General features: G+C 45.7%; 16 protein-coding genes and 1 tRNA gene. 12 read left to right on the top strand and 5 right to left on the bottom strand.

The genetic code is table 11. The features are described 5' to 3' along the window. Nucleotides 1-7: 7 nt before the first annotated feature. Together kduI and FEK50_RS09320 are read right to left on the bottom strand one after the other, a co-directional pair. Nucleotides 8-844, bottom strand: coding sequence for a 5-dehydro-4-deoxy-D-glucuronate isomerase (kduI, locus tag FEK50_RS09330; RefSeq protein ID WP_130207764.1), 837 nt, complete (start codon nt 842-844; stop codon nt 8-10). Nucleotides 845-1,122: 278 nt separating this feature from the next. Further along, on the bottom strand, nt 1,123-2,310 hold the full coding sequence (locus FEK50_RS09320; protein ID WP_130207766.1) for an acetyl-CoA C-acetyltransferase: 1,188 nt from the start codon (nt 2,308-2,310) through the stop codon (nt 1,123-1,125). 254 nt (nt 2,311-2,564) lie between these two features. Here FEK50_RS09320 and FEK50_RS09315 point away from each other — a divergent pair, with 254 nt between their 5' ends. From FEK50_RS09315 to FEK50_RS09295, 5 genes are all read left to right on the top strand, one after another. Further along, nucleotides 2,565-3,794, top strand: coding sequence for an amino acid permease (locus FEK50_RS09315; protein WP_131161998.1), 1,230 nt, complete (start codon nt 2,565-2,567; stop codon nt 3,792-3,794). Between the two features lie 459 nt (nt 3,795-4,253). Further along, the gene (locus FEK50_RS09310; protein WP_130207770.1) at nt 4,254-4,886 is read left to right on the top strand and encodes a helix-turn-helix transcriptional regulator; all 633 of its coding nucleotides are present in this window, start codon (nt 4,254-4,256) and stop codon (nt 4,884-4,886) included. A gap of 342 nt (nt 4,887-5,228) precedes the next feature. Continuing rightward, nucleotides 5,229-6,044: a transcriptional regulator gene (locus FEK50_RS09305; RefSeq protein WP_130259381.1), complete on the top strand. Its 816-nt coding sequence runs from the start codon at nt 5,229-5,231 to the stop codon at nt 6,042-6,044. Then, entirely contained in the window at nt 6,031-6,513 is a 483-nt protein-coding gene (locus FEK50_RS09300) for a hypothetical protein (RefSeq protein ID WP_130217902.1), read from the top strand. Before FEK50_RS09305 ends, FEK50_RS09300 begins: the two co-directional genes overlap by 14 nt. Before the next feature lie 602 nt (nt 6,514-7,115). Next, nucleotides 7,116-8,522, top strand: coding sequence for a winged helix-turn-helix domain-containing protein (locus FEK50_RS09295; RefSeq protein WP_131161997.1), 1,407 nt, complete (start codon nt 7,116-7,118; stop codon nt 8,520-8,522). Between the two features lie 164 nt (nt 8,523-8,686). On the opposite strand, the gene FEK50_RS09290 is transcribed toward FEK50_RS09295, so the two are convergent. Together FEK50_RS09290 and actS are read right to left on the bottom strand one after the other, a co-directional pair. Next, nucleotides 8,687-8,760: transfer RNA gene (locus FEK50_RS09290), tRNA-Gly, on the bottom strand. Between the two features lie 78 nt (nt 8,761-8,838). Next, the gene (gene actS / locus FEK50_RS09285; RefSeq protein ID WP_130217906.1) at nt 8,839-9,597 is read right to left on the bottom strand and encodes an amidase activator ActS; all 759 of its coding nucleotides are present in this window, start codon (nt 9,595-9,597) and stop codon (nt 8,839-8,841) included. Between the two features lie 367 nt (nt 9,598-9,964). Here actS and xdhA point away from each other — a divergent pair, with 367 nt between their 5' ends. The 3 genes from xdhA to xdhC are packed head-to-tail and all read left to right on the top strand — an operon-like array spanning nt 9,965 to nt 13,627. Beyond that, entirely contained in the window at nt 9,965-12,262 is a 2,298-nt protein-coding gene (gene xdhA / locus FEK50_RS09280) for a xanthine dehydrogenase molybdenum-binding subunit XdhA (protein WP_131161996.1), read from the top strand. Nucleotides 12,263-12,272: 10 nt separating this feature from the next. After that, nucleotides 12,273-13,151, top strand: coding sequence for a xanthine dehydrogenase FAD-binding subunit XdhB (xdhB, locus tag FEK50_RS09275; protein ID WP_130207782.1), 879 nt, complete (start codon nt 12,273-12,275; stop codon nt 13,149-13,151). Next, nucleotides 13,148-13,627: a xanthine dehydrogenase iron sulfur-binding subunit XdhC gene (xdhC, locus tag FEK50_RS09270; RefSeq protein ID WP_131161995.1), complete on the top strand. Its 480-nt coding sequence runs from the start codon at nt 13,148-13,150 to the stop codon at nt 13,625-13,627. The genes xdhB and xdhC overlap by 4 nt, the downstream gene beginning before the upstream one ends. A 40-nt stretch (nt 13,628-13,667) precedes the next feature. Here the strand turns inward: xdhC and FEK50_RS09265 are convergent, their stop codons facing one another. Further along, entirely contained in the window at nt 13,668-15,446 is a 1,779-nt protein-coding gene (locus FEK50_RS09265; RefSeq protein ID WP_130258073.1) for a sigma-54-dependent Fis family transcriptional regulator, read from the bottom strand. A gap of 478 nt (nt 15,447-15,924) precedes the next feature. Here FEK50_RS09265 and ygeW point away from each other — a divergent pair, with 478 nt between their 5' ends. The 4 genes from ygeW to hyuA are packed head-to-tail and all read left to right on the top strand — an operon-like array spanning nt 15,925 to nt 21,075. After that, complete coding sequence (gene ygeW / locus FEK50_RS09260; RefSeq protein WP_001360948.1) at nt 15,925-17,112, top strand: knotted carbamoyltransferase YgeW; 1,188 nt, start codon at nt 15,925-15,927, stop codon at nt 17,110-17,112. A 58-nt stretch (nt 17,113-17,170) separates the two neighbouring features. Next, on the top strand, nt 17,171-18,367 hold the full coding sequence (gene dpaL / locus FEK50_RS09255; RefSeq protein WP_131161994.1) for a diaminopropionate ammonia-lyase: 1,197 nt from the start codon (nt 17,171-17,173) through the stop codon (nt 18,365-18,367). Nucleotides 18,368-18,424: 57 nt separating this feature from the next. Then, nucleotides 18,425-19,636 carry a YgeY family selenium metabolism-linked hydrolase gene (locus FEK50_RS09250; RefSeq protein WP_064529812.1) on the top strand — a complete coding sequence of 404 codons (1,212 nt, stop codon included), beginning with the start codon at nt 18,425-18,427 and terminating at the stop codon, nt 19,634-19,636. A 53-nt stretch (nt 19,637-19,689) separates the two neighbouring features. Next, nucleotides 19,690-21,075: a D-phenylhydantoinase gene (gene hyuA, locus FEK50_RS09245; protein ID WP_131161993.1), complete on the top strand. Its 1,386-nt coding sequence runs from the start codon at nt 19,690-19,692 to the stop codon at nt 21,073-21,075. The last annotated feature ends 43 nt before the right edge of the window (nt 21,076-21,118 follow it).

Genomic DNA, 21,118 nt, shown 5'->3' with positions numbered 1-21,118 from the left:
CCCGCAACTAGCGCAGATCTTTAACGGCAACGTGGTCCATATCATCGAAGACCTGGTTTTCACCGACCATGCCCCAGATAAAGGTATAAGCTTTGGTCCCTACGCCGGAGTGGATAGACCAACTCGGGGAAATGACTGCCTGCTCGTTATGCATCACAATGTGACGCGTTTCTTGCGGTTGCCCCATCATGTGGAAAACGCAGGCGTCATCATCCATGTTGAAATAGAAGTAAACTTCCATCCGACGCTCGTGGGTGTGGCATGGCATGGTATTCCACAGGTTTCCCGGAGCCAGCTCCGTTAGCCCCATGCTCAACTGGCAGGTTTCCAGCACATCTGGCACAAAATATTTGTTAATTGTGCGACGATTACTGGTGATGTTATCGCCCAGCGTAACCGGAGCGACTTCAGCCGGGGTCACTTTTTTAGTGGGATACGTCGTATGAGCAGGTGCGCAGTTGTAATAAAACTTCGCCGGAGTGGCACTATCAATGCTGGCAAAGACCACTTCTTTTGCACCTTTGCCAACATAGAGAGCGTCGCGGTGACCGATTTCGTAGCATTGACCATCGACGGTAATCGTACCAGCGCCGCCAATATTAATAACGCCCAGCTCGCGACGCTCCAGGAAGTAGCTCACGCCCAGTTGTTTTCCAACTTCCCCGCCAACAGAAACCGTTTTTGCTACCGGCATAATGCCGCCAACAATAATGCGGTCAATGTGGCTGTATACCATCGTGTACTCATCCGCGACGAATACCTTTTCAACCAAAAATTCATTGCGCAGCCCCTGTGTATCCAGCGTTTTTGCATGCGCACTGTGGATGCTCTGTCTTACGTCCACATCAACCTCCGATAATCATTGAACTGTAAAATTACAACGATTGTGAAACATCGTTTCGTTTTATTCTTTAAAGGATGATATGCCTGCACAGTGCGCTTTTCAATCAAAAATAAAACATTGTTTCATTTTTCGATAAGGGATTGAGAAAAGTGTCGCGTCGATCACGAATAAGTCAGGTGAAGGCAAAACTCAGTGTCTATGGGGTATGTGCGCAGACGTGCCAACCATCATCATGAAATGGCTTGATGGCGGCAGATGTTTAACGAATAGAAAGGAATTTAGATCGGGTCGTCACGTTCAATAGTTAACGCCACGCCCTGACCACCGCCAATACAAAGTGTAGCCAGCCCTTTACGCGCGTTGCGTTTTACCATTTCATGGACCAAAGAAACCAGAATACGGCAACCGGATGCGCCAATCGGGTGACCCAACGCAATTGCGCCACCGTTAACATTGACCCTACGTTCATCCCATTCGAGCATTTTGCCAACAGAAAGCGCCTGCGCGGCAAACGCTTCATTAGCCTCAATAAGATCGACATCAGAAAGCTGCCAGCCCACACGCTCAAGGCAACGGCGAGTCGCATATACCGGAGCAATCCCCATCAGCGCAGGATCGACACCAACACTGGCAAAGGCGCGAATACGTGCCAGCACGGGTAAATTCAATGCTCGCGCTTTGGCTTCGCTCATCATCATTACTGCAGCAGCACCATCATTAATAGATGAAGCATTACCCGCAGTAACAGAACCGTGGCTATCAAATGATGGGTTTAAGCTAGCCAGCCCTTCTGCACTGGCATCCGTACGCGGCTGTTCATCGGTATCAACAATCAGCAGCTGCCCATTGTTTTGCGTTCTTACCGGGACAATCTCATCGTTGAATCGTCCAGCGTCAATGGCCGCCCGCGCTTTTTGTTGTGAACTAAGTGCATAGGCATCTTGTAATTGACGGCTGATGCCATATTCACGCGCCAGATTTTCGGCAGTGACACCAATATGGTAATCATTGAACGCGTCCCATAAACCATCATGCACCAGACTATCAACCAGTTGGCTATCGCCAAGCTGTGCTCCGGTGCGGCTATCAGTCAGGACATGTGGTGCGCGACTCATGTTTTCCTGACCACCGGCGATGACAATATCAGCCTCGCCACACTGGATCGCTTGTGTGGCAAGATGCAGTGCTTTTAACCCGGAACCACAAACATCATTAATCGTAATTGCCGAAACACTGTTGGGTAGACCACCTTTAATGGCCGATTGCCGTGCTGGATTCTGCCCAGCCCCTGCGGTCAGAACCTGCCCCAGAATCACTTCATCCACCGCATGTGCAGCAACGCCAGTGCGTTCTAATAACGCTTTCACGACCAGGCTACCAAGTTCTACGGCAGAATGGCCAGCCAACGCCCCACGAAAGCAGCCGATAGGTGTTCGTAACGCACCGACAATCACAACGTCTTTCATCACAACCTCGCACAGATTAACAGCGCAATAGTAAATGATTGTTAATAAAAATTATTTTAAATGTTTAAAAATAGTGATTTTTATCACAAAGGAAATTCACCGGAATGAGGGATGGATACCCAACTGGCACGCAAGGTTTGCATCTACTAACCCATGAATCCATGAGCTGATATAGCGTTAATCTCCCATGTTTGTCCTGGTTTATGGTAAATTGCCCTCCATTTTTCTTAATTTGTAGATGATACGTTCAAATAATGTCTAAAGTTTGGTCAAAAGAAGAAACTCTCTGGAGCTTCGCACTTTACGGCACAGCCGTTGGCGCAGGCACGCTCTTTCTCCCTATTCAGCTAGGTTCAGCGGGAGCGGTGGTCCTGTTTATTACAGCACTGGTCGCATGGCCTTTAACATATTGGCCACATAAGGCCCTGTGCCAGTTCATCCTTTCTTCAAAAACATCCGCAGGCGAAGGGATTACTGGCGCAGTAACTCATTACTATGGCAAGAAGATCGGCAATCTGATTACCACTCTTTACTTCATTGCTTTTTTTGTCGTCGTGTTGATATATGCAGTGGCGATCACCAATTCGCTGACAGAACAGCTGGCAAAGCATATGGTCATCGACCTGCGCATTCGTATGCTGGTGAGTCTGGGTGTTGTGTTAATTCTGAATCTCATTTTTCTGATGGGGCGCCATGCCACAATTCGGGTAATGGGATTTTTGGTGTTTCCACTAATTGCCTATTTCTTATTTCTTTCTTTCTACCTCGTCGGTAGCTGGCAACCAGCTCTATTAACTACCCAAGTAGAGTTCAATCAGAATACCCTTCACCAGATATGGATATCGATTCCCGTGATGGTTTTCGCCTTTAGCCATACGCCCATTATTTCTACGTTTGCTATTGATAGACGTGAAAAATATGGCGAACACGCTATGGATAAATGCAAAAAAATTATGAAAATCGCTTATCTCATCATCTGTGTGAGCGTGCTTTTCTTCGTCTTTAGCTGCCTGTTATCAATACCACCATCTTATATTGAAACAGCTAAAGAAGAGGGTGTTACCATTTTATCGGCACTTTCTATGCTGCCAAATGCCCCTGCATGGTTGTCGATTTCGGGAATAATTGTCGCGGTTGTAGCAATGTCTAAATCATTTTTAGGTACCTACTTTGGTGTTATTGAAGGTGCAACGGAATTAGTCAAAACAACGCTACAGCAGGCAGGGGTTAAAAAAAGCCGTGCATTTAACCGCGCGCTGTCAATTATGTTAGTATCACTGATTACTTTCATCGTTTGCTGCATCAACCCTAATGCAATTTCGATGATTTATGCGATCAGTGGTCCACTTATTGCCATGATTCTTTTTATCATGCCAACGCTGTCAACATATCTCATCCCGGCACTTAAGCCCTGGCGTTCCATCGGAAATCTAATTACGTTGATCGTCGGTATCCTGTGCGTATCGGTAATGTTCTTTAGCTAATCACTGATGTGAATGGTTCAAAATAACCACTATTTTGAACCATTCCAATTCTTACAATGCACATCTTGCTTTGTTCACCCCCCCAAACGCTCCATAACTTAAACGAGCATTATCAAGCTGTTATCCTAAATAAAAATCTGAACATCTTAATTAAGACTATTTAAGATGCATCACTTAGATTTACAAGATATCTTCTGGTCATTCGAAAACAATTTGTAGTATAGATATTCTTAATGCATTAGGCACTTGTCTGATTTGCAATAAGGCCAATATGATTAACTGAGTGAAATCCAATCACATTTAAAGCTTAATGATGCACGCTTAAACATACCATTAAGAATAATGACAAATACGGATTAAACACAATTTTTCATAAAAAGCTTACTAAATCAGAGTGTATTGACATCATCAATAACCAATGAAATTATGCAATTATCTATGAATAGGGAGGTTATTAACATGAGGCTTTGTAGTCGCTATAAAAGTCTTACATGCAATAGTTGCTCAATGCATTGCCAAATAATGCCAGAAAAATCACCACGTTTGCAGTATTGTGCAAATGCATGTTTTTGTATGTGGCCCGAAGAGAGTTCGTATTTTAATCGTGGCGTGGTTGAAGGTATATTAAGTAAAAACCACAACGCTCGATTAAGCGGATATATTTTTGTAGATTTTTCAGTAAGCTTTTTACGCCTTTTTTTAGAGAGTGACTGGATCGACTATCTTACGAGTACTGAGATGGGAATAGTGTTAGTAAGCGATCGAAATATGCAATCTCTTGCTAATTACTGGAGGAAACACAACTCCGCGATATCAGCCATTATATATAATGATGATGGCCTGGATATTGCTAACGAAAAGATCAGGCAACTATTCATTGGTCGTTATTTGTCATTTACCAGAGGCAATACGTTAACTCAAATGGAATTCACCATTATGGGACATATGGTTTCTGGTTATAATCCATATCAGATTGCAGAGGTTCTTGATATGGATATCCGTAGCATCTACGCCTACAAGCAAAGAATTGAAAAAAGGATGGGTGGTAAAATAAACGAATTATTTATCCGTTCACACTCCGTTCAGCACTGAAACGTAACTGTCGATAATAATAAGCATTGTATATACGGGCACTTATAAAGATGCCCGTATTTTATCACATGAACTTTTAATTCAGTTTATTTGAGCGCTTATTTAATTATGTCACCTTACGCGCTACCGCAAAAATGAAAAGATATTGCGAGAAGAAGGCATAAAGACAACGGTTAAGAGTGTTAAATTTGTTAATTCACATGGAATTTTAAGTTGCATTGATATGCTATAATTATAGTTTGTATGATAAATATAAAATTAATATATATTTATTCCATGAATACTAATATACTTATCAAACTATATAATTTCAATTTACTTAATTTTATGTTTCATTGACGTATGTACTGGATTATTAACGATAATATTGAGTTCTGGCCAGAGCACAGAAAATTAATTTCGGTACATGACGCCGAGCTTAACGCCGTTCTGACAACGCCAGCAAGCAGGTGCTTATCTCTGCTACTTGAAGCCTTTCCTGATGTGGTTGCACAACAGGATTTTTTCTCCAGAGTCTGGGAAGAAGAAGGCATGCGAGTACCGGTCAACACGTTATATCAAAATATATCGATTATCAGACGCGGGTTTCGCACGGTTGGTGAAACCAACCATTCGCTTATTGCAACCGTGCCGAGAAAAGGTTTTAAGCTCAGTAATGATATAAACATAGAAAACCATGTAATAATCCCTTCTGCAGATGCACAAAAGACCATATCTCCCCAATGCTTGAACGTTAAAGATGAGTTTAAAGAGACAAGTGCTCATCCAGATAATTATCTCAGAAATATAGTCAGGCTATCTAAAAATTATTTACCCATGCTAAGTGCATTTGCCGTAGGTTTGCTTACCGCATTTTTTCTCTGGCACAATAGTCAACCCAAATCATTCTTTAAAGATTACAAAACTGTTGCACAAATAAATGGTTGTCATTTCAATGTTACAGAAGATAGCATTGATGGGTTGAAAGATCTCGATAAATATAAGAACCGTATATTAGGATCTAGAATTGATTGTAAAAAATACCCCTGGCTATATTTCCCTCTCGATAAGTCATCTCCCGGATTGATTGTTATGGCATGCAAAAAGAACCATAGTAATAACACAGTTGCAGACTGTTTAACTCTATCGTATCGCGGAGTTAACCATGATTCGTTATAAAAAAACGCTGTTTATTATTTTATGCTTTCTCAGTGGCTTCATTTTTTTTATTGCCTATCATTATTCCAAAGAACAAATAGTATACAATGAGAAATGCACGGCCAATTGGATTATATTTAATGACCAAGGGAGGGCTAATCTCACTATTGACTTTATGTATAATAAAAATAAAAAGACAGGAACTGTTGCACTTAGCGGTACCTGGAAACAAAACACGAACACTTATAAATCATTTCGCCGAGATATTGAATATACGTGGATCGAAAATTATGACACTTTGCATCTTACCTCTACCAAAATAAATAAATTTGATATTATCGATCAAATTTCAGACGATAATCTTGCACAACTCCTGCCTGATTTTTATATATTTCCGGGAAAAATGATAAGCTATAATGTTCAAAAACAGAACAATCATGATTTTCTTTTAAGCATTGGCAATAGAGCAATTATGTATTGCGCAAGGTAACAAAACAACTTGATGCTGCATCTGTAATTGAAAGTCCAAACAACAAATGTAACATTTCAGGCATTGGAATATAATCTTTATATATTCTTATATCCATCTTCATCCCTGACAGTTTATGCGGTAATCCCCTCCCCCATTCAAATTACATCCGTCATTAAAAAACCCTTCCGCACTCCACTATGACAATAATGGTGTAAAAATAAACGCTGGTTCGCACAGAGATATTTAATAGAGCACATAAACATAATAGTTGCTAATACATAAAATTACTCTTGCAATAATTCTTTCACACCAGATTGTAAGTCGACGCATAGCTATTCCCCACAGCCTATCATTTTATCTTAAATGAACAATCACATTAAATTAAGAAATGTGATAATCATAACTTTATCGATTATTTTCAATTAGTTATATACTTACATGATTAACAAATCATTAATTAAGAATATTTCAGATTACAATCACATCAAGCTAATATAAATTAACTTAAACAATCATGATGAATTTAGTAAAAAGAAATATTAAATGAAATATATGAATATCAGTTATATCTGTTACTCATGCAGGATGCCAAAAACCACAAACTTAATAGAGGTGAGCTAATGGATTTAGAAAATAAGTTCTCATATCATTTCCCTGATGGAATCATACTTACAGCAGATGGCATTCTTACAAAAGGGAATGAGGAATTTTACATCCCGCCGAAAGAACTCGGTGTATTATTTGTATTGCTTGAATCGGCGGGAAATGTTGTATCCAAAGATGCGATCATCGAATCTGTATGGAAAAATGTAATTGTAAGTGACGAATCCCTTACACGATGCATCTATTCATTAAGATGTATTTTTGAAAGAATTGGCTACAACCGTTGCATTGAAACCATATATAGAAAAGGTTATCGATTCAGTGGGCAAGTATTCAAGATAAAAGAAAATCAAGATAATGTTCCAGGCAGCACTATTGCTTTATTTCCATTTACAATATCTCACAGCAGTCAGGATCCATTAGCACTTAATCAGGAACTTGTACAACTAATCTCAAATAAAAAAACCGATGATCTATATATATATCCAATGGCTGCAACCCAGTATTGCATAGATAATAAATCTCAGACAGCCTTCCTGGCCAGGTTCAAACCCGATTATTTTGTCACAGGAAGAATCAGCAAATATGATGCTTCAAATAGTTTATATATTGAAGTAATCGATGCAAAAAGTTTTTATCTTATTGCCAGCACACATCTTGAGGCAGATGACATACAAAAAATCTCACACTTTATAATTAGTAACTTATATCTGGCAATGAAGAAAACTAAAGTAGAACCAGGTTTTATGTCCCGACACGTACCTTCTGATGAAAATATTTTATCAGCCGAAATGTCTGCCGGGAAAAATGAACTGAATGAATTCACGCCTGAAAGCATTGCCAATGCAATAACTATATTTGAAAGTGTTAAAAATAAAACTAATGCTCAGTCAATAACCAATGAATGCTACTGCCTGTTGGCTGAGTGTCATATGTCTATGGCACTTCATGGTCTATACGAACTTAAACATGCAACTCAAAAAGCATTGGCCTTTATAGATAAGGTATCTGATAAAAATATTTTCGATGGAAATATTTTAGGAATTATGGGACTGATAACCGGTCTTTCCGGACAAACGACTGCATCACGCATTTTTTTTGACCATGCACAGACACAAGTATTAGATGTAGCCTCCTTGTATTACTATAAGACACTGGTAAATATATATAATGAAAGAATTGAAGATGCTATCGCTTGTATAGACCAGTCACTGCTACTTGAACCAAAAAGACATAAAGCCGCTATAATAAAAAAATGCATTGATGTATATGTTTCTACAACACAGAATGAAAGAAAAGCGTTCTCTTATCACGGAACAGAGAAAGAATATCATTTAGTTATTATCAATAACATTCAAAAATTGAAGCAATTGACAAAAGTTAATAGCATTATTGATTTTAATGCTCAATATGAGGTCGCTTGATCTGCAATAAATATCATAAGCAGAATAGCGCTCTATATTTTGAGGTATACACTCTATTTTTATAGGGGATATTGGATTTATCAACATCTGACGTGAACGTATCAACAATAACGGAAGAATTCGATGACTATGAAAAAAACTGAGAAAGAGAAAAAGTAAGAAACTGGAGCGGGCGAAGGGAATCGAACCCTCGTATAGAGCTTGGGAAGCTCTCGTTCTACCATTGAACTACGCCCGCTTCGAGATGCGTAAGGCATTATAAACCTTACGCTCTCCTAAGCAAGTGCCTTGCTACTGACTGCTGATTAATTCGCCATCAGCACTTTGGCTTGCTACCCTGTGGCGGCAAGTAGCGCAAAGGATCTATTGCCGTAGCACGGTAACGAATCTGGAAATGTAGCCGCACGGATTCCGCATCAGTACTTCCCATAGTCGCTATCTTTTGCCCGGCTTTAACACTTTGTCCATTGTTCACCAGCATCGTGTCGTTATGGGCATAAGCAGTAATGTAATCTTCACTGTGTTTAATCATTATAAGATTACCGTAACCACGCAGCTGATTACCCACATATACCACTTTCCCGGCACCTGCAGCGTATATTGGCGTCCCGCGTGCCGCCGCAATATCAATCCCTTTATTGCCGCCATCTGCCATTGAGTAAGGCATAATAACCTTTCCGCTCGTTGGCCATAACCAGCAACGTTGCCCAACCGGCGGCCATGAAGATTTCGAAACGGCCGAAGACGGTGTCACTGACGCTGTTTTTGTCGTCGATTTGCCGGTGGATTTGCGCGTGCCGTTACTACTTTTTTTCGCCCCACCCAGTTTCAGCTTTTGGCCGATTTCTATGGTATAGGGGGGGGAGATGTCGTTGAGTCGGGCTAGCTCTTTTACGCTGGTTCCCGTGGTGCGTGAAATACGATAAAGCGTATCCCCCCGTTTCACGGTGTAAACGGAGCCGGAATACGTTCCTGTATCTGATGATTTGCTACCCGAGCAGCCAGCCAGAAGCAGCCCTACCGATAACAGCATCACGATACCCAGAGTTTTTTTATTCAGGCGTCCTGCGCTCAAAATCTTTCCTCGCTAAAAAACAAGACGCTATATCATAGCAGCCCCCCGTCAGATCCCCAATCCATTGCGTGGGAACAGGCATGTACGAATCAATAACTGTTAAAGAATCAATTAGCACCGTTGGCAAACATCGGAACCATCCTGATTGACCTCTAATACTCATTTATCACAATGATTTTTATCACGCTCATATTGATAAACTGCACTCACTTTCTTTGCTGATAAAAATGCATCATCCGTAGCGTTTTTTTAACGACATCACACTTCCCCTCTCCCCTCGTGTTTATAGTCGTTTCTGGCGTAATTCTTGCCTGCAAAGACTTAATCATTGCCATAAGAACCAAATGTTCAAATCAAGGGGATTTCTATGGAAGCGCGGGAAGCAACCGCTACAGGTGAATCATGCATGCGCGTCGATGCCATTGCGAAGGTCACCGGGCGGGCACGATATACTGACGATTATGTTATGGCGGGCATGTGTTACGCGAAATATGTACGTAGCCCAATTGCACATGGTTATGCGGTGAGCATTAACGATGAACAAGCCAGAAGTTTACCAGGCGTACTGGCCGTATTTACCTGGGAAGATGTTCCTGATATTTCCTTTGCCACGGCGGGCCATGCCTGGACTCTGGATGAGAATAAACGCGATACCGCCGATCGCGCCCTGTTAACACGCCACGTCCGCCATCATGGCGATGCGGTTGCTATTGTCGTGGCCCGTGATGAACTCACAGCGGAAAAAGCAGCGCAACTTGTTCACATCGAATGGCAAGAATTACCCGTCATTACCACGCCAGAAGCGGCACTGGCAGAAGACGCAGCGCCAATCCATAGCGGTGGCAATTTACTGAAACAAAGCACAATGTCGACAGGTAATGTCCAGCAAGCAATCGACGCCGCCGATTATCAGGTGCAGGGGCATTATCAGACGCCGGTCATTCAACATTGTCATATGGAAAGCGTGACCTCATTGGCGTGGATGGAAGACGATTCACGAATTACCATCGTTTCCAGCACCCAAATCCCGCACATTGTCCGCCGCGTTGTCGGTCAGGCTCTGGATATTCCCTGGTCGTGCGTGCGGGTTATCAAGCCCTTTGTCGGCGGTGGTTTTGGTAATAAACAAGATGTACTGGAAGAGCCGATGGCGGCATTTCTGACCAGTAAACTCGGCGGCATTCCGGTTAAAGTTTCCCTAAGCCGCGAAGAATGTTTTCTGGCGACCCGCACTCGCCACGCTTTTACCATTGACGGACAAATGGGCGTCAACCGCGATGGTACGCTAAAAGGCTATAGCCTGGATGTTCTGTCTAACACCGGCGCTTACGCTTCACACGGTCATTCCATCGCTTCTGCAGGCGGCAATAAAGTTGCTTATCTCTACCCGCGCTGTGCCTATTCTTATAGCTCAAAGACTTGCTATACCAATCTACCCTCAGCGGGTGCGATGCGTGGCTATGGCGCACCGCAGGTGGTTTTTGCTGTTGAATCTATGCTGGATGACGCTGCTGAAGCGCTGGGCATTGACCCGGTTGAAATTCGTTTACGCAATGCCGCCCGCGAAGGCGATACAAATCCACTCACAGGCAAACGCATCTACAGTGCCGGATTGCCAGAGTGCCTGGAAAAAGGGCGGGAAATCTTTGAATGGGAAAAACGCCGTGCAGAGTGCCAGAACCCGCAGGGCAATCTGCGCCGCGGCATTGGCGTTGCCTGTTTTAGCTACACCTCTAACACCTGGCCTGTCGGTGTAGAAATCGCTGGCGCGCGCCTGTTGATGAATCAGGATGGAACCATCAACGTGCAGAGCGGCGCGACGGAAATCGGTCAGGGTGCCGACACGGTGTTCTCGCAAATGGTAGCTGAAACCGTGGGCGTTCCGGTCAGTGATGTACGCGTAATTTCGACGCAAGATACCGATATTACGCCATTCGATCCAGGCGCATTTGCCTCACGTCAGAGCTATGTTGCCGCACCTGCGCTGCGCAGTGCGGCACTGTTATTAAAAGAGAAAATCATCGCTCACGCCGCAGTAATGCTGCATCTGTCGGCGATGAATCTAACCCTGATAAAAGGCCATATCGTACTGGTTGAAAGACCGGAAGAGGCGTTACTGTCGTTAAAAGACCTGGCAATGGATGCATTTTATCATCCTGAACGTGGCGGGCAGCTTTCTGCCGAAAGCTCGATCAAAACCACCACGAACCCACCTGCGTTTGGCTGTACCTTTGTTGATCTGACAGTCGATATCGCGCTGTGTAAGGTCACCATCAACCGCATCCTCAACGTTCATGATTCGGGCCATATTCTTAATCCGCTGCTGGCTGAAGGTCAGGTACACGGCGGGATGGGGATGGGCATCGGCTGGGCGCTTTTTGAAGAGATGATCATCGACGCGAAAAGTGGCGTGGTGCGTAACCCAAATTTACTGGATTACAAAATGCCGACCATGCCGGATCTGCCACAACTGGAAAGTGCGTTTGTCGAAATTAATGAACCACAATCTGCATACGGACATAAGTCACTGGGTGAGCCGCCAATTATTCCTGTTGCCGCTGCAATTCGTAATGCGGTGAAGATGGCTACCGGTGTCGCAATCAATACGCTGCCGCTGACACCAAAACGGTTATATGAAGAGTTCCATCTGGCAGGATTGATTTGAGGATAACATCATGTTTGATTTTGCTTCTTACCATCGCGCAACGACCGTTGCCGATGCAACCAACCTGCTGGCTCAAAATCCGCAGGCCAAACTGCTCGCCGGTGGCACTGACGTACTGATTCAACTCCACCACCACAATGATCGCTATCGCCATATTGTTGATATCCACAATCTGGCGGAGCTTCGGGGTATTACGTTGGCGGAAGATGGTGCACTACGCATCGGCTCTGCGACGACCTTTACTCAGTTAATAGAAAATCAGTTAACGCAACATCATCTCCCGGCATTATGCGCTGCGGCTTCGTCTATTGCCGGCCCGCAAATCCGTAACGTCGCGACCTACGGCGGAAATATTTGCAACGGCGCCACCAGCGCAGATTCAGCAACACCAACACTGATTTATGACGCGAAGCTGGAAATCCATTCACCGCGTGGGGTTCGTTTCGTCTCGATTAATGGTTTTCATACCGGACCAGGCAAGGTTTCCCTTGAGCATGATGAAATTCTGGTCGCGTTTCATTTTCCTCCGCAGCCAAAAGAACACGCAGGTAGCGCACATTATAAATATGCCATGCGCGATGCGATGGATATTTCAACAATCGGGTGTGCCGCTCACTGTCGATTGAACAACGGCTACTTCAGCGAGTTGCGTCTGGCATTTGGTGTTGCCGCACCAACGCCGATTCGCTGCCAACATGCCGAACAGGCTGCACAAAATGCGCCATTAAACCAGCAAACACTGGAGGCCATCTGCGAATCTGTCCTACAGGATGTCGCACCGCGTTCTTCATGGCGAGCAAGTAAAGAGTTCCGTCTGCATCTCATTCAGACGATGACCAAAAAAGTGATTAGCGAAGCCGTCGCTGCGGCGGGGGGAAAATTGCAATGAATCACAGCGAAAGTATTACTATTGAATGCATCATTAACGATATGCCTTTTCAGCTTCACGCCGCGCCAGGTATGCCGCTTTCGGAACTGCTCCGCGAACAAGGGCTGCTTAGTGTCAAACAAGGATGCTGCGTTGGTGAATGCGGTGCCTGTACAGTGCTGGTTGACGGAACCGCGATAGACAGCTGCTTATACCTGGCCGCATGGGCTGAAGGAAAACAGATCCGCACGCTGGAAGGCGAAGCGAAAGGCGGCAAACTTTCTCATGTACAACAGGCTTATGCGAAATCTGGCGCTGTACAGTGTGGTTTTTGTACGCCGGGGCTGATTATGGCCACTACGGCAATGCTGGCAAAACCTCGAGAGAAACCGTTAACCATTACGGAAATTCGCCGTGGCTTGGCCGGGAATCTGTGTCGCTGTACCGGATATCAACTGATTGTGAATACTGTTCTGGACTGTGAAGAAACGAAGTAAAACGCAATCCGGCCTGAATTCAGGCCGGATTTTTTGATGACTATGCGCTTAACAATTCATATTTCTTAATTTTACGATAAAGCGTGGCGATGCCAATACCAAGCTCATCAGCGACTTGCTTCTTACTGTTATGCCGTGAGAGCGCTTCGCGAATCATCTGCTTTTCCATCTCCTCCAGCGCTGTGCCGCCAGCATCATCAAGAGCCAAATGTGCCTCGCTGGCTTCTGGCATCTCACTTTGCTCCGCCGTACCGTTATTAACCAGATTTGGTGGTAGTAGCGTACTGTCGATGACTTCGCCCGAAGGAACGACGTTGACCAGATACTCCATCAAATTACTTAACTCTCGCAGGTTTCCTGGCCAACGATGCTTACGCAGTAACTCAACAACATCGGGAGCAATACCCGGGTAAACCGATCCCAGACGACGGGTATGGAGATGTAAAAAGTAATGCACCAGCAGTTCAATATCTTCCTGACGCTCACGTAGCGGTGGCAGAGTGATAGGAATAACGTTAAGTCGGTAGAAAAGATCTTCGCGGAATTTACCTTCGGCTATGAACTGAGCCAGATTCTGGTTAGTTGCAGAAATGATGCGGATGTCGACCTGTATTGGGCTACTGGCGCCAATAGGCAGGATCTCACGCGCTTCAATCGCCCGCAGCAGTTTTGCCTGAAGCATTAAAGGCATATCGCCAATTTCATCAAGAAACAGCGTCCCCGTGTTTGCTGCCTGAATCAGCCCTGTTTTACCGTTGGCAGAAGCGCCAGTAAATGCGCCTTTAACATAACCAAACAACTCACTCTCCAGAAGCTGTTCCGGAATCGCCGCGCAGTTGATAGCGATAAAGGGTTTGTTCCGTCGCCCACTCAACTTATGAATAGCACGGGCCACCACTTCTTTTCCGGTCCCGCTTTCACCAACAACCATGACGCTGGAGGGGCTAGGTGCGATGCGGCTAATCAGCCGTTTTAATTGCCGCATAACACGGCACTCGCCAACCAATTGTTCAATATGCGGTTCATCAGATGCATTTGCCACGGAAAAACTGGTATGGGATTGGTGAAACGCCATTAAAAATAGCTGTCGTCCCTGAATGTTATGCAACTGACCAATTATCAATTCACTTTTATCATCCCACGAGACAATATGTTGCATATGTCCATGAGTAAAATTACTCTCAAATGTTAATGGCCTGAAACGGATAAGTTTCCCAACCATATTATTTTGCACAACGCCAAGTGTTTTTAATGCAGTCTGATTAACGAACTGAACACGATTTTCCTCATCAATAACTAATACACCTTGATCCATATTATCGATCATGGTAGCAAATATTTTACTGATGTTATCTCCCGGCCCCTGATCTTCCAGGAGTTTCGAGACAAAAATAGTCGATATATGGCGAACGTAATCTGAAAATTCGCGTAAATTATCACTGATATGTTCTTGTTGCTCATGAGTAACAGCAATCAAACTTATCACTCCGACACAACGATCCTGCAGAATAACGGGCGTCCCCAGGAACGCCTTCTCACGACAACTCTCTTTACTGTCGCAGCCTTCACAAAGGGGATCGAAGCGAGAATGTGTCACGACCTTTTCGGTTTTCGTTTCGAGGACATAGCGGAGCAAGCGTGAGTTGCCACTCAACTGGCGACCAAGAAATTTCCCGTATGCGCCGGTTCCAGCGACGCGACACAAGTTTTCATCAACGATCTCAACCTCAAGCTGCAAAACGCTGGCTAGCATTCTGGCAAAACGCTGAATTGTTGGTTGAATTTGCATCAAAACTGACTGCGTATTAGCAAGCTCCATAGCTTTACCTTCCAGAATCACTTAAAAGTCGATCATTGAAGACGTTGATGGTTCACAGATCATAACGATATTAACTCAGGCAAAAATCGCTTTGCTAAAAACATAAGATTTTTATCACTTTCTAATGAAATTATGGAAGTGATATCACATTTCTATATCAATATGAGAATTACGGGAGTGAGTTTATCAAACTGACGAGCTTTCACCTGTCCCTTTATCTTATTTCTGATACTTAGCAGCAAATAAATAACTGCGTTAAAAAAGCCAAACGTTTCCGTATATTTTTAACTTCCGTAGTGTGGCGATAATTTGTGATCAATCCCACATATCCCCTGTCAGATTAGCGTTTCGTGACCGCGTAGATAATTCTGGCATGTTTATTGTTAGTCCCTGGTATAGCTGTGAAAACACCAATCACTTTGGCAAGTCACAGTGAAATAAACCACTTTGCCTGTCATTCCACTACCGGGACTTTATGATGAAAACTGTTAATGAGCTGATTAAGGATATCAATTCGCTGACCTCTCACCTGCACGAGAAAGATTTTTTGTTAACGTGGGAACAGACGCCAGATGAACTGAAACAAGTACTGGACGTTGCCGCAGCATTAAAAGCACTGCGTGCTGAAAACATCTCTACCAAAGTCTTTAATAGTGGATTAGGTATTTCCGTATTCCGCGACAACTCCACTCGTACCCGCTTCTCTTATGCTTCTGCGCTTAACCTGCTCGGCCTTGCACAGCAGGATCTTGATGAAGGTAAATCACAGATTGCGCACGGCGAAACTGTCCGTGAAACCGCTAATATGATCTCCTTCTGCGCTGACGCTATCGGTATTCGTGACGATATGTATCTGGGCGCGGGTAACGCCTATATGCGTGAAGTTGGCGCGGCACTCGACGATGGCTACAAGCAAGGCGTACTGCCGCAGCGCCCGGCTTTAGTTAACCTGCAATGCGATATTGACCATCCGACTCAATCAATGGCTGACCTGGCATGGTTACGTGAACACTTTGGTTCACTGGAAAACCTGAAAGGTAAAAAAATCGCCATGACATGGGCATACTCCCCAAGCTATGGCAAACCGCTGTCTGTACCACAAGGCATCATCGGTCTGATGACCCGCTTCGGTATGGATGTCACCCTTGCCCATCCCGAAGGTTACGACCTGATCCCGGATGTCGTTGAAGTCGCTAAAAACAATGCTAAAGCCTCCGGCGGCAGCTTCCGTCAGGTAACAAGCATGGAAGAAGCATTCAAAGACGCTGACATCGTTTATCCGAAGTCCTGGGCACCTTACAAAGTGATGGAAGAGCGTACTGAACTGCTGCGCGCTAACGATCACGAAGGACTGAAAGCGCTGGAAAAACAGTGTCTGGCACAGAACGCACAGCACAAAGACTGGCATTGTACTGAAGAGATGATGGAGCTGACCCGTGATGGCGAAGCCCTGTATATGCACTGCCTGCCAGCCGATATCAGCGGCGTATCCTGCAAAGAAGGTGAAGTTACTGAAGGTGTATTCGAAAAATACCGTATCGCAACCTACAAAGAAGCCAGCTGGAAGCCATACATCATCGCCGCGATGATCCTGTCCCGTAAATATTCCAAACCAGGCGCACTGCTCGAACAACTGCTGAAAGAAGCGCAAGAACGCGTGAAATAACCCCCTCGGGCCGATCGACAGGTCGGCTCTCTATTTCCAGAGGCCAAAAGGATAGGATATGTCCGTTTTCTCATTGAAGATTGATATCGCCGATAATAAATTTTTCAACGGCGAAACATCACCGCTCTTTTCGCAAAGACAGGCAAAACTGGCGCGCCAGTTCCACCAGAAAATTGCTGGCTATCGCCCAACACCGCTTTGTGCGCTGGACGATCTCGCAAACCTTTTTGGTGTGAAGAAAATTCTCGTTAAGGACGAATCAAAACGATTCGGTCTGAACGCCTTCAAAATGCTCGGCGGTGCGTACGCCATCGCTCAATTATTGTGCGAAAAATATCATCTTGATATCGAAACGCTGTCATTCGAGCATCTGAAAAATGCCATCGGCGAAAAAATGACATTCGCTACAACGACCGACGGTAACCACGGGCGCGGTGTTGCCTGGGCAGCACAGCAACTCGGTCAGAACGCGGTAATTTACATGCCGAAAGGTTCCGCTCAAGAACGCGTCGACGCCATTCTGAACCTCGGAGCCGAGTGCATCGTCACGGATATGAACTATGACGATACCGTTCGCCTGACCATGCAACACGCGCAGCAACACGGCTGGGAAGTGGTGCAAGATACCGCCTGGGAAGGTTACACCAAAATTCCAACCTGGATCATGCAGGGCTACGCCACTCTGGCAGATGAAGCCGTCGAGCAAATGCGTGAAATGGGCGTAACACCAACTCACGTTCTGCTGCAAGCCGGTGTCGGCGCTATGGCCGGCGGCGTACTAGGTTATTTGGTGGATGTTTACACCCCGCAAAATCTGCACAGCATCATTGTTGAACCTGACAAAGCGGACTGTATTTATCGCTCCGGCGTCAAAGGTGACATCGTCAACGTTGGCGGCGATATGGCCACGATTATGGCGGGCCTGGCTTGCGGCGAACCTAACCCTCTGGGCTGGGAAATCTTACGTAACTGTGCCACCCAATTTATCTCCTGTCAGGACAGCGTTGCCGCATTAGGTATGCGTGTGCTGGGTAATCCGTACGGCAACGATCCACGCATCATTTCTGGTGAATCTGGCGCTGTCGGTCTGGGCGTTCTCGCGGCTGTTCATTATCACCCGCAACGTCAAAGCCTGATGGAAAAACTGGCTCTGAACAAAGATGCCGTCGTCCTGGTTATCAGCACCGAAGGCGACACCGACGTGAAGCACTACCGCGAAGTTGTCTGGGAAGGCAAACACTCTGTAGCACCTTAATCACCCTATTGGAACAACTCCCCGCCAAATGGGGAGTAAAAAATCTGGAGAAAAATAATGGCTAAGAATATTCCATTCAAACTGATTCTTGAAAAAGCAAAAGATTACCAGGCAGACATGACTCGCTTCCTGCGCGATATGGTTGCTATTCCCAGTGAAAGCTGCGACGAAAAACGTGTAGTACATCGTATTAAAGAAGAGATGGAAAAAGTCGGCTTCGATAAAGTTGAAATCGATCCGATGGGTAACGTTCTCGGCTATATCGGCCACGGTCCGCGTCTGGTTGCAATGGACGCTCACATCGACACCGTAGGCATTGGTAACATCAAAAACTGGGAATTCGACCCGTACGAAGGCATGGAAACCGACGAGCTGATCGGTGGCCGTGGTACTTCCGACCAGGAAGGCGGCATGGCATCAATGGTTTATGCCGGTAAGATCATTAAAGACCTCGGTCTGGAAGATGAATATACCCTGCTGGTCACCGGTACTGTGCAAGAAGAAGACTGCGACGGTCTGTGCTGGCAGTACATTATTGAACAATCCGGCATTCGCCCGGAATTTGTGGTCAGTACCGAACCAACCGACTGCCAGGTATATCGTGGTCAGCGCGGTCGTATGGAAATTCGCATTGATGTTCAGGGCGTTAGCTGCCATGGTTCAGCACCAGAACGCGGTGATAACGCCATTTTCAAAATGGGCCCGATTCTTGGCGAATTACAAGAACTGTCCCAACGTCTGGGCTATGACGAATTCCTCGGCAAAGGTACTCTGACTGTTTCCGAAATTTTCTTCACCTCACCAAGTCGTTGCGCAGTAGCAGACAGCTGTGCCGTTTCCATCGACCGTCGCCTGACCTGGGGCGAAACCTGGGAAGGCGCGCTGGATGAAATCCGCGCCCTGCCTGCGGTACAGAAAGCCAATGCTGTCGTTTCTATGTACAACTACGACCGTCCGTCCTGGACTGGCCTGGTTTACCCAACCGAATGCTACTTCCCGACCTGGAAAGTGGAAGAAGATCATTTCACCGTTAAAACGCTGGTGAATGCCTACGAAGGTCTGTTTGGCAAAGCACCGGTCGTTGATAAGTGGACGTTCTCAACTAACGGCGTATCCATTATGGGCCGTCACGGCATTCCGGTCATCGGCTTTGGACCGGGTAAAGAACCTGAAGCGCACGCGCCAAACGAAAAAACCTGGAAATCTCACCTGGTGACCTGTGCCGCTATGTACGCTGCAATCCCGTTAAGCTGGCTGGCAACAGAATAATTACTCTTCACCTATTTCCCTCCGGTTCGCCGGAGGGTTTTTTGGAGTTTGCTATGCGCGTATTGATCAAAAACGGCACTGTCGTTAACGCAGATGGACAAGCCAAACAGGACTTGCTGATTGAAAGCGGTATTGTCCGCCAGTTAGGCAAAGATATTTCGCCGCAACTCCCCTGTGAAGAAATTGATGCCACTGGCTGTTATGTTTTCCCTGGCGGCGTAGATGTCCATACACATTTCAATATTGATGTCGGCATCGCGCGCAGTTGTGATGATTTTTTTACCGGTACCCGCGCAGCCGCGTGTGGCGGTACAACAACCATTATTGATCATATGGGATTTGGCCCGAATGGCTGCCGATTACGCCATCAACTGGAAGTTTATCGTGGTTATGCCGCCCATAAAGCGGTCATCGACTACAGCTTTCACGGTGTTATCCAGCATATTAATCACGCCATACTCGACGAAATTCCGATGATGGTAGAAGAAGGGCTGAGCAGTTTTAAACTCTATTTAACCTATCAATACAAACTCAACGATGATGAAGTCCTACAGGCATTACGCCGCCTGCATGAATCCGGCGCGCTGACCACTGTACACCCAGAAAATGACGCCGCAATCGTCAGTAAGCGAGCTGAGTTTATCGCCGCCGGGTTAACCGCGCCGCGCTACCACGCCTTGAGCCGACCTCTGGAGTGCGAAGCCGAAGCCATCGCCAGAATGATTAACCTGGCACAAATTGCCGGTAACGCCCCGCTCTATATCGTGCACCTGTCTAACGGCTTAGGTCTGGATTATCTGCGCCTTGCTCGCGCGAATCACCAGCCAGTCTGGGTTGAAACCTGCCCGCAATATCTCCTGCTGGACGAACGCAGTTACGATACAGAAGATGGCATGAAGTTCATTCTTAGCCCACCGCTGCGCAACGTTCGCGAGCAGGACAAGCTGTGGTGTGGCATCAGCGATGGTGCGATTGACGTGGTGGCGACCGATCACTGCACCTTCTCGATGGCCCAGCGCCAGCAAATTTCTAAAGGCGATTTCAGCCGCTGCCCAAATGGCTTGCCCGGTGTGGAAAATCGCATGCAGTTGCTGTTCTCCAGTGGCGTAATGACGGGACGTATCACACCGGAGCGTTTTGTTGAATTAACCAGTGCGATGCCCGCAAGGCTGTTTGGCCTGTGGCCACAAAAAGGATTATTAGCACCCGGTTCCGATGGCGACGTGGTGATTATCGACCCACGCCAGAGCCAACAAATTCAGCATCGCCATCTCCACGACAACGCCGACTACTCTCCCTGGGAGGGCTTTACCTGTCAGGGCGCGATTGTCAGAACCTTATCCCGTGGTGAAACGATTTTCTGTGACGGCACCTTTACAGGCAAAGCCGGACGAGGACGTTTCCTGCGACGCAAACCGTTTGTCCCTCCCGTGCTCTAACCACTGCCAGGGATCTATACACAATCAAGAATGATGAGTGAGG

The sequence above is a fragment of the Escherichia sp. E2586 genome (assembly GCF_005781105.1).
In the GTDB taxonomy this organism is placed as follows: domain Bacteria; phylum Pseudomonadota; class Gammaproteobacteria; order Enterobacterales; family Enterobacteriaceae; genus Escherichia.
The sequence above is the reverse complement of the archived record's forward strand: the minus strand, read 5'-3'. Positions and strand labels throughout refer to the sequence as shown.

What these genes read in the sequence shown, in the direction of transcription:
- FEK50_RS09320 (WP_130207766.1), bottom strand. Translation starts at nt 2,310, where the DNA reads ATGAAAGACGTTGTGATTGTCGGTGCGTTACGAACACCTATCGGCTGC.
- FEK50_RS09315 (WP_131161998.1), top strand. Translation starts at nt 2,565, where the DNA reads ATGTCTAAAGTTTGGTCAAAAGAAGAAACTCTCTGGAGCTTCGCACTT.
- FEK50_RS09310 (WP_130207770.1), top strand. Translation starts at nt 4,254, where the DNA reads ATGAGGCTTTGTAGTCGCTATAAAAGTCTTACATGCAATAGTTGCTCA.
- FEK50_RS09305 (WP_130259381.1), top strand. Translation starts at nt 5,229, where the DNA reads ATGTACTGGATTATTAACGATAATATTGAGTTCTGGCCAGAGCACAGA.
- FEK50_RS09300 (WP_130217902.1), top strand. Translation starts at nt 6,031, where the DNA reads ATGATTCGTTATAAAAAAACGCTGTTTATTATTTTATGCTTTCTCAGT.
- FEK50_RS09295 (WP_131161997.1), top strand. Translation starts at nt 7,116, where the DNA reads ATGGATTTAGAAAATAAGTTCTCATATCATTTCCCTGATGGAATCATA.
- xdhA (WP_131161996.1), top strand. Translation starts at nt 9,965, where the DNA reads ATGGAAGCGCGGGAAGCAACCGCTACAGGTGAATCATGCATGCGCGTC.
- xdhB (WP_130207782.1), top strand. Translation starts at nt 12,273, where the DNA reads ATGTTTGATTTTGCTTCTTACCATCGCGCAACGACCGTTGCCGATGCA.
- xdhC (WP_131161995.1), top strand. Translation starts at nt 13,148, where the DNA reads ATGAATCACAGCGAAAGTATTACTATTGAATGCATCATTAACGATATG.
- FEK50_RS09265 (WP_130258073.1), bottom strand. Translation starts at nt 15,446, where the DNA reads ATGGAGCTTGCTAATACGCAGTCAGTTTTGATGCAAATTCAACCAACA.
- ygeW (WP_001360948.1), top strand. Translation starts at nt 15,925, where the DNA reads ATGAAAACTGTTAATGAGCTGATTAAGGATATCAATTCGCTGACCTCT.
- dpaL (WP_131161994.1), top strand. Translation starts at nt 17,171, where the DNA reads ATGTCCGTTTTCTCATTGAAGATTGATATCGCCGATAATAAATTTTTC.
- FEK50_RS09250 (WP_064529812.1), top strand. Translation starts at nt 18,425, where the DNA reads ATGGCTAAGAATATTCCATTCAAACTGATTCTTGAAAAAGCAAAAGAT.
- hyuA (WP_131161993.1), top strand. Translation starts at nt 19,690, where the DNA reads ATGCGCGTATTGATCAAAAACGGCACTGTCGTTAACGCAGATGGACAA.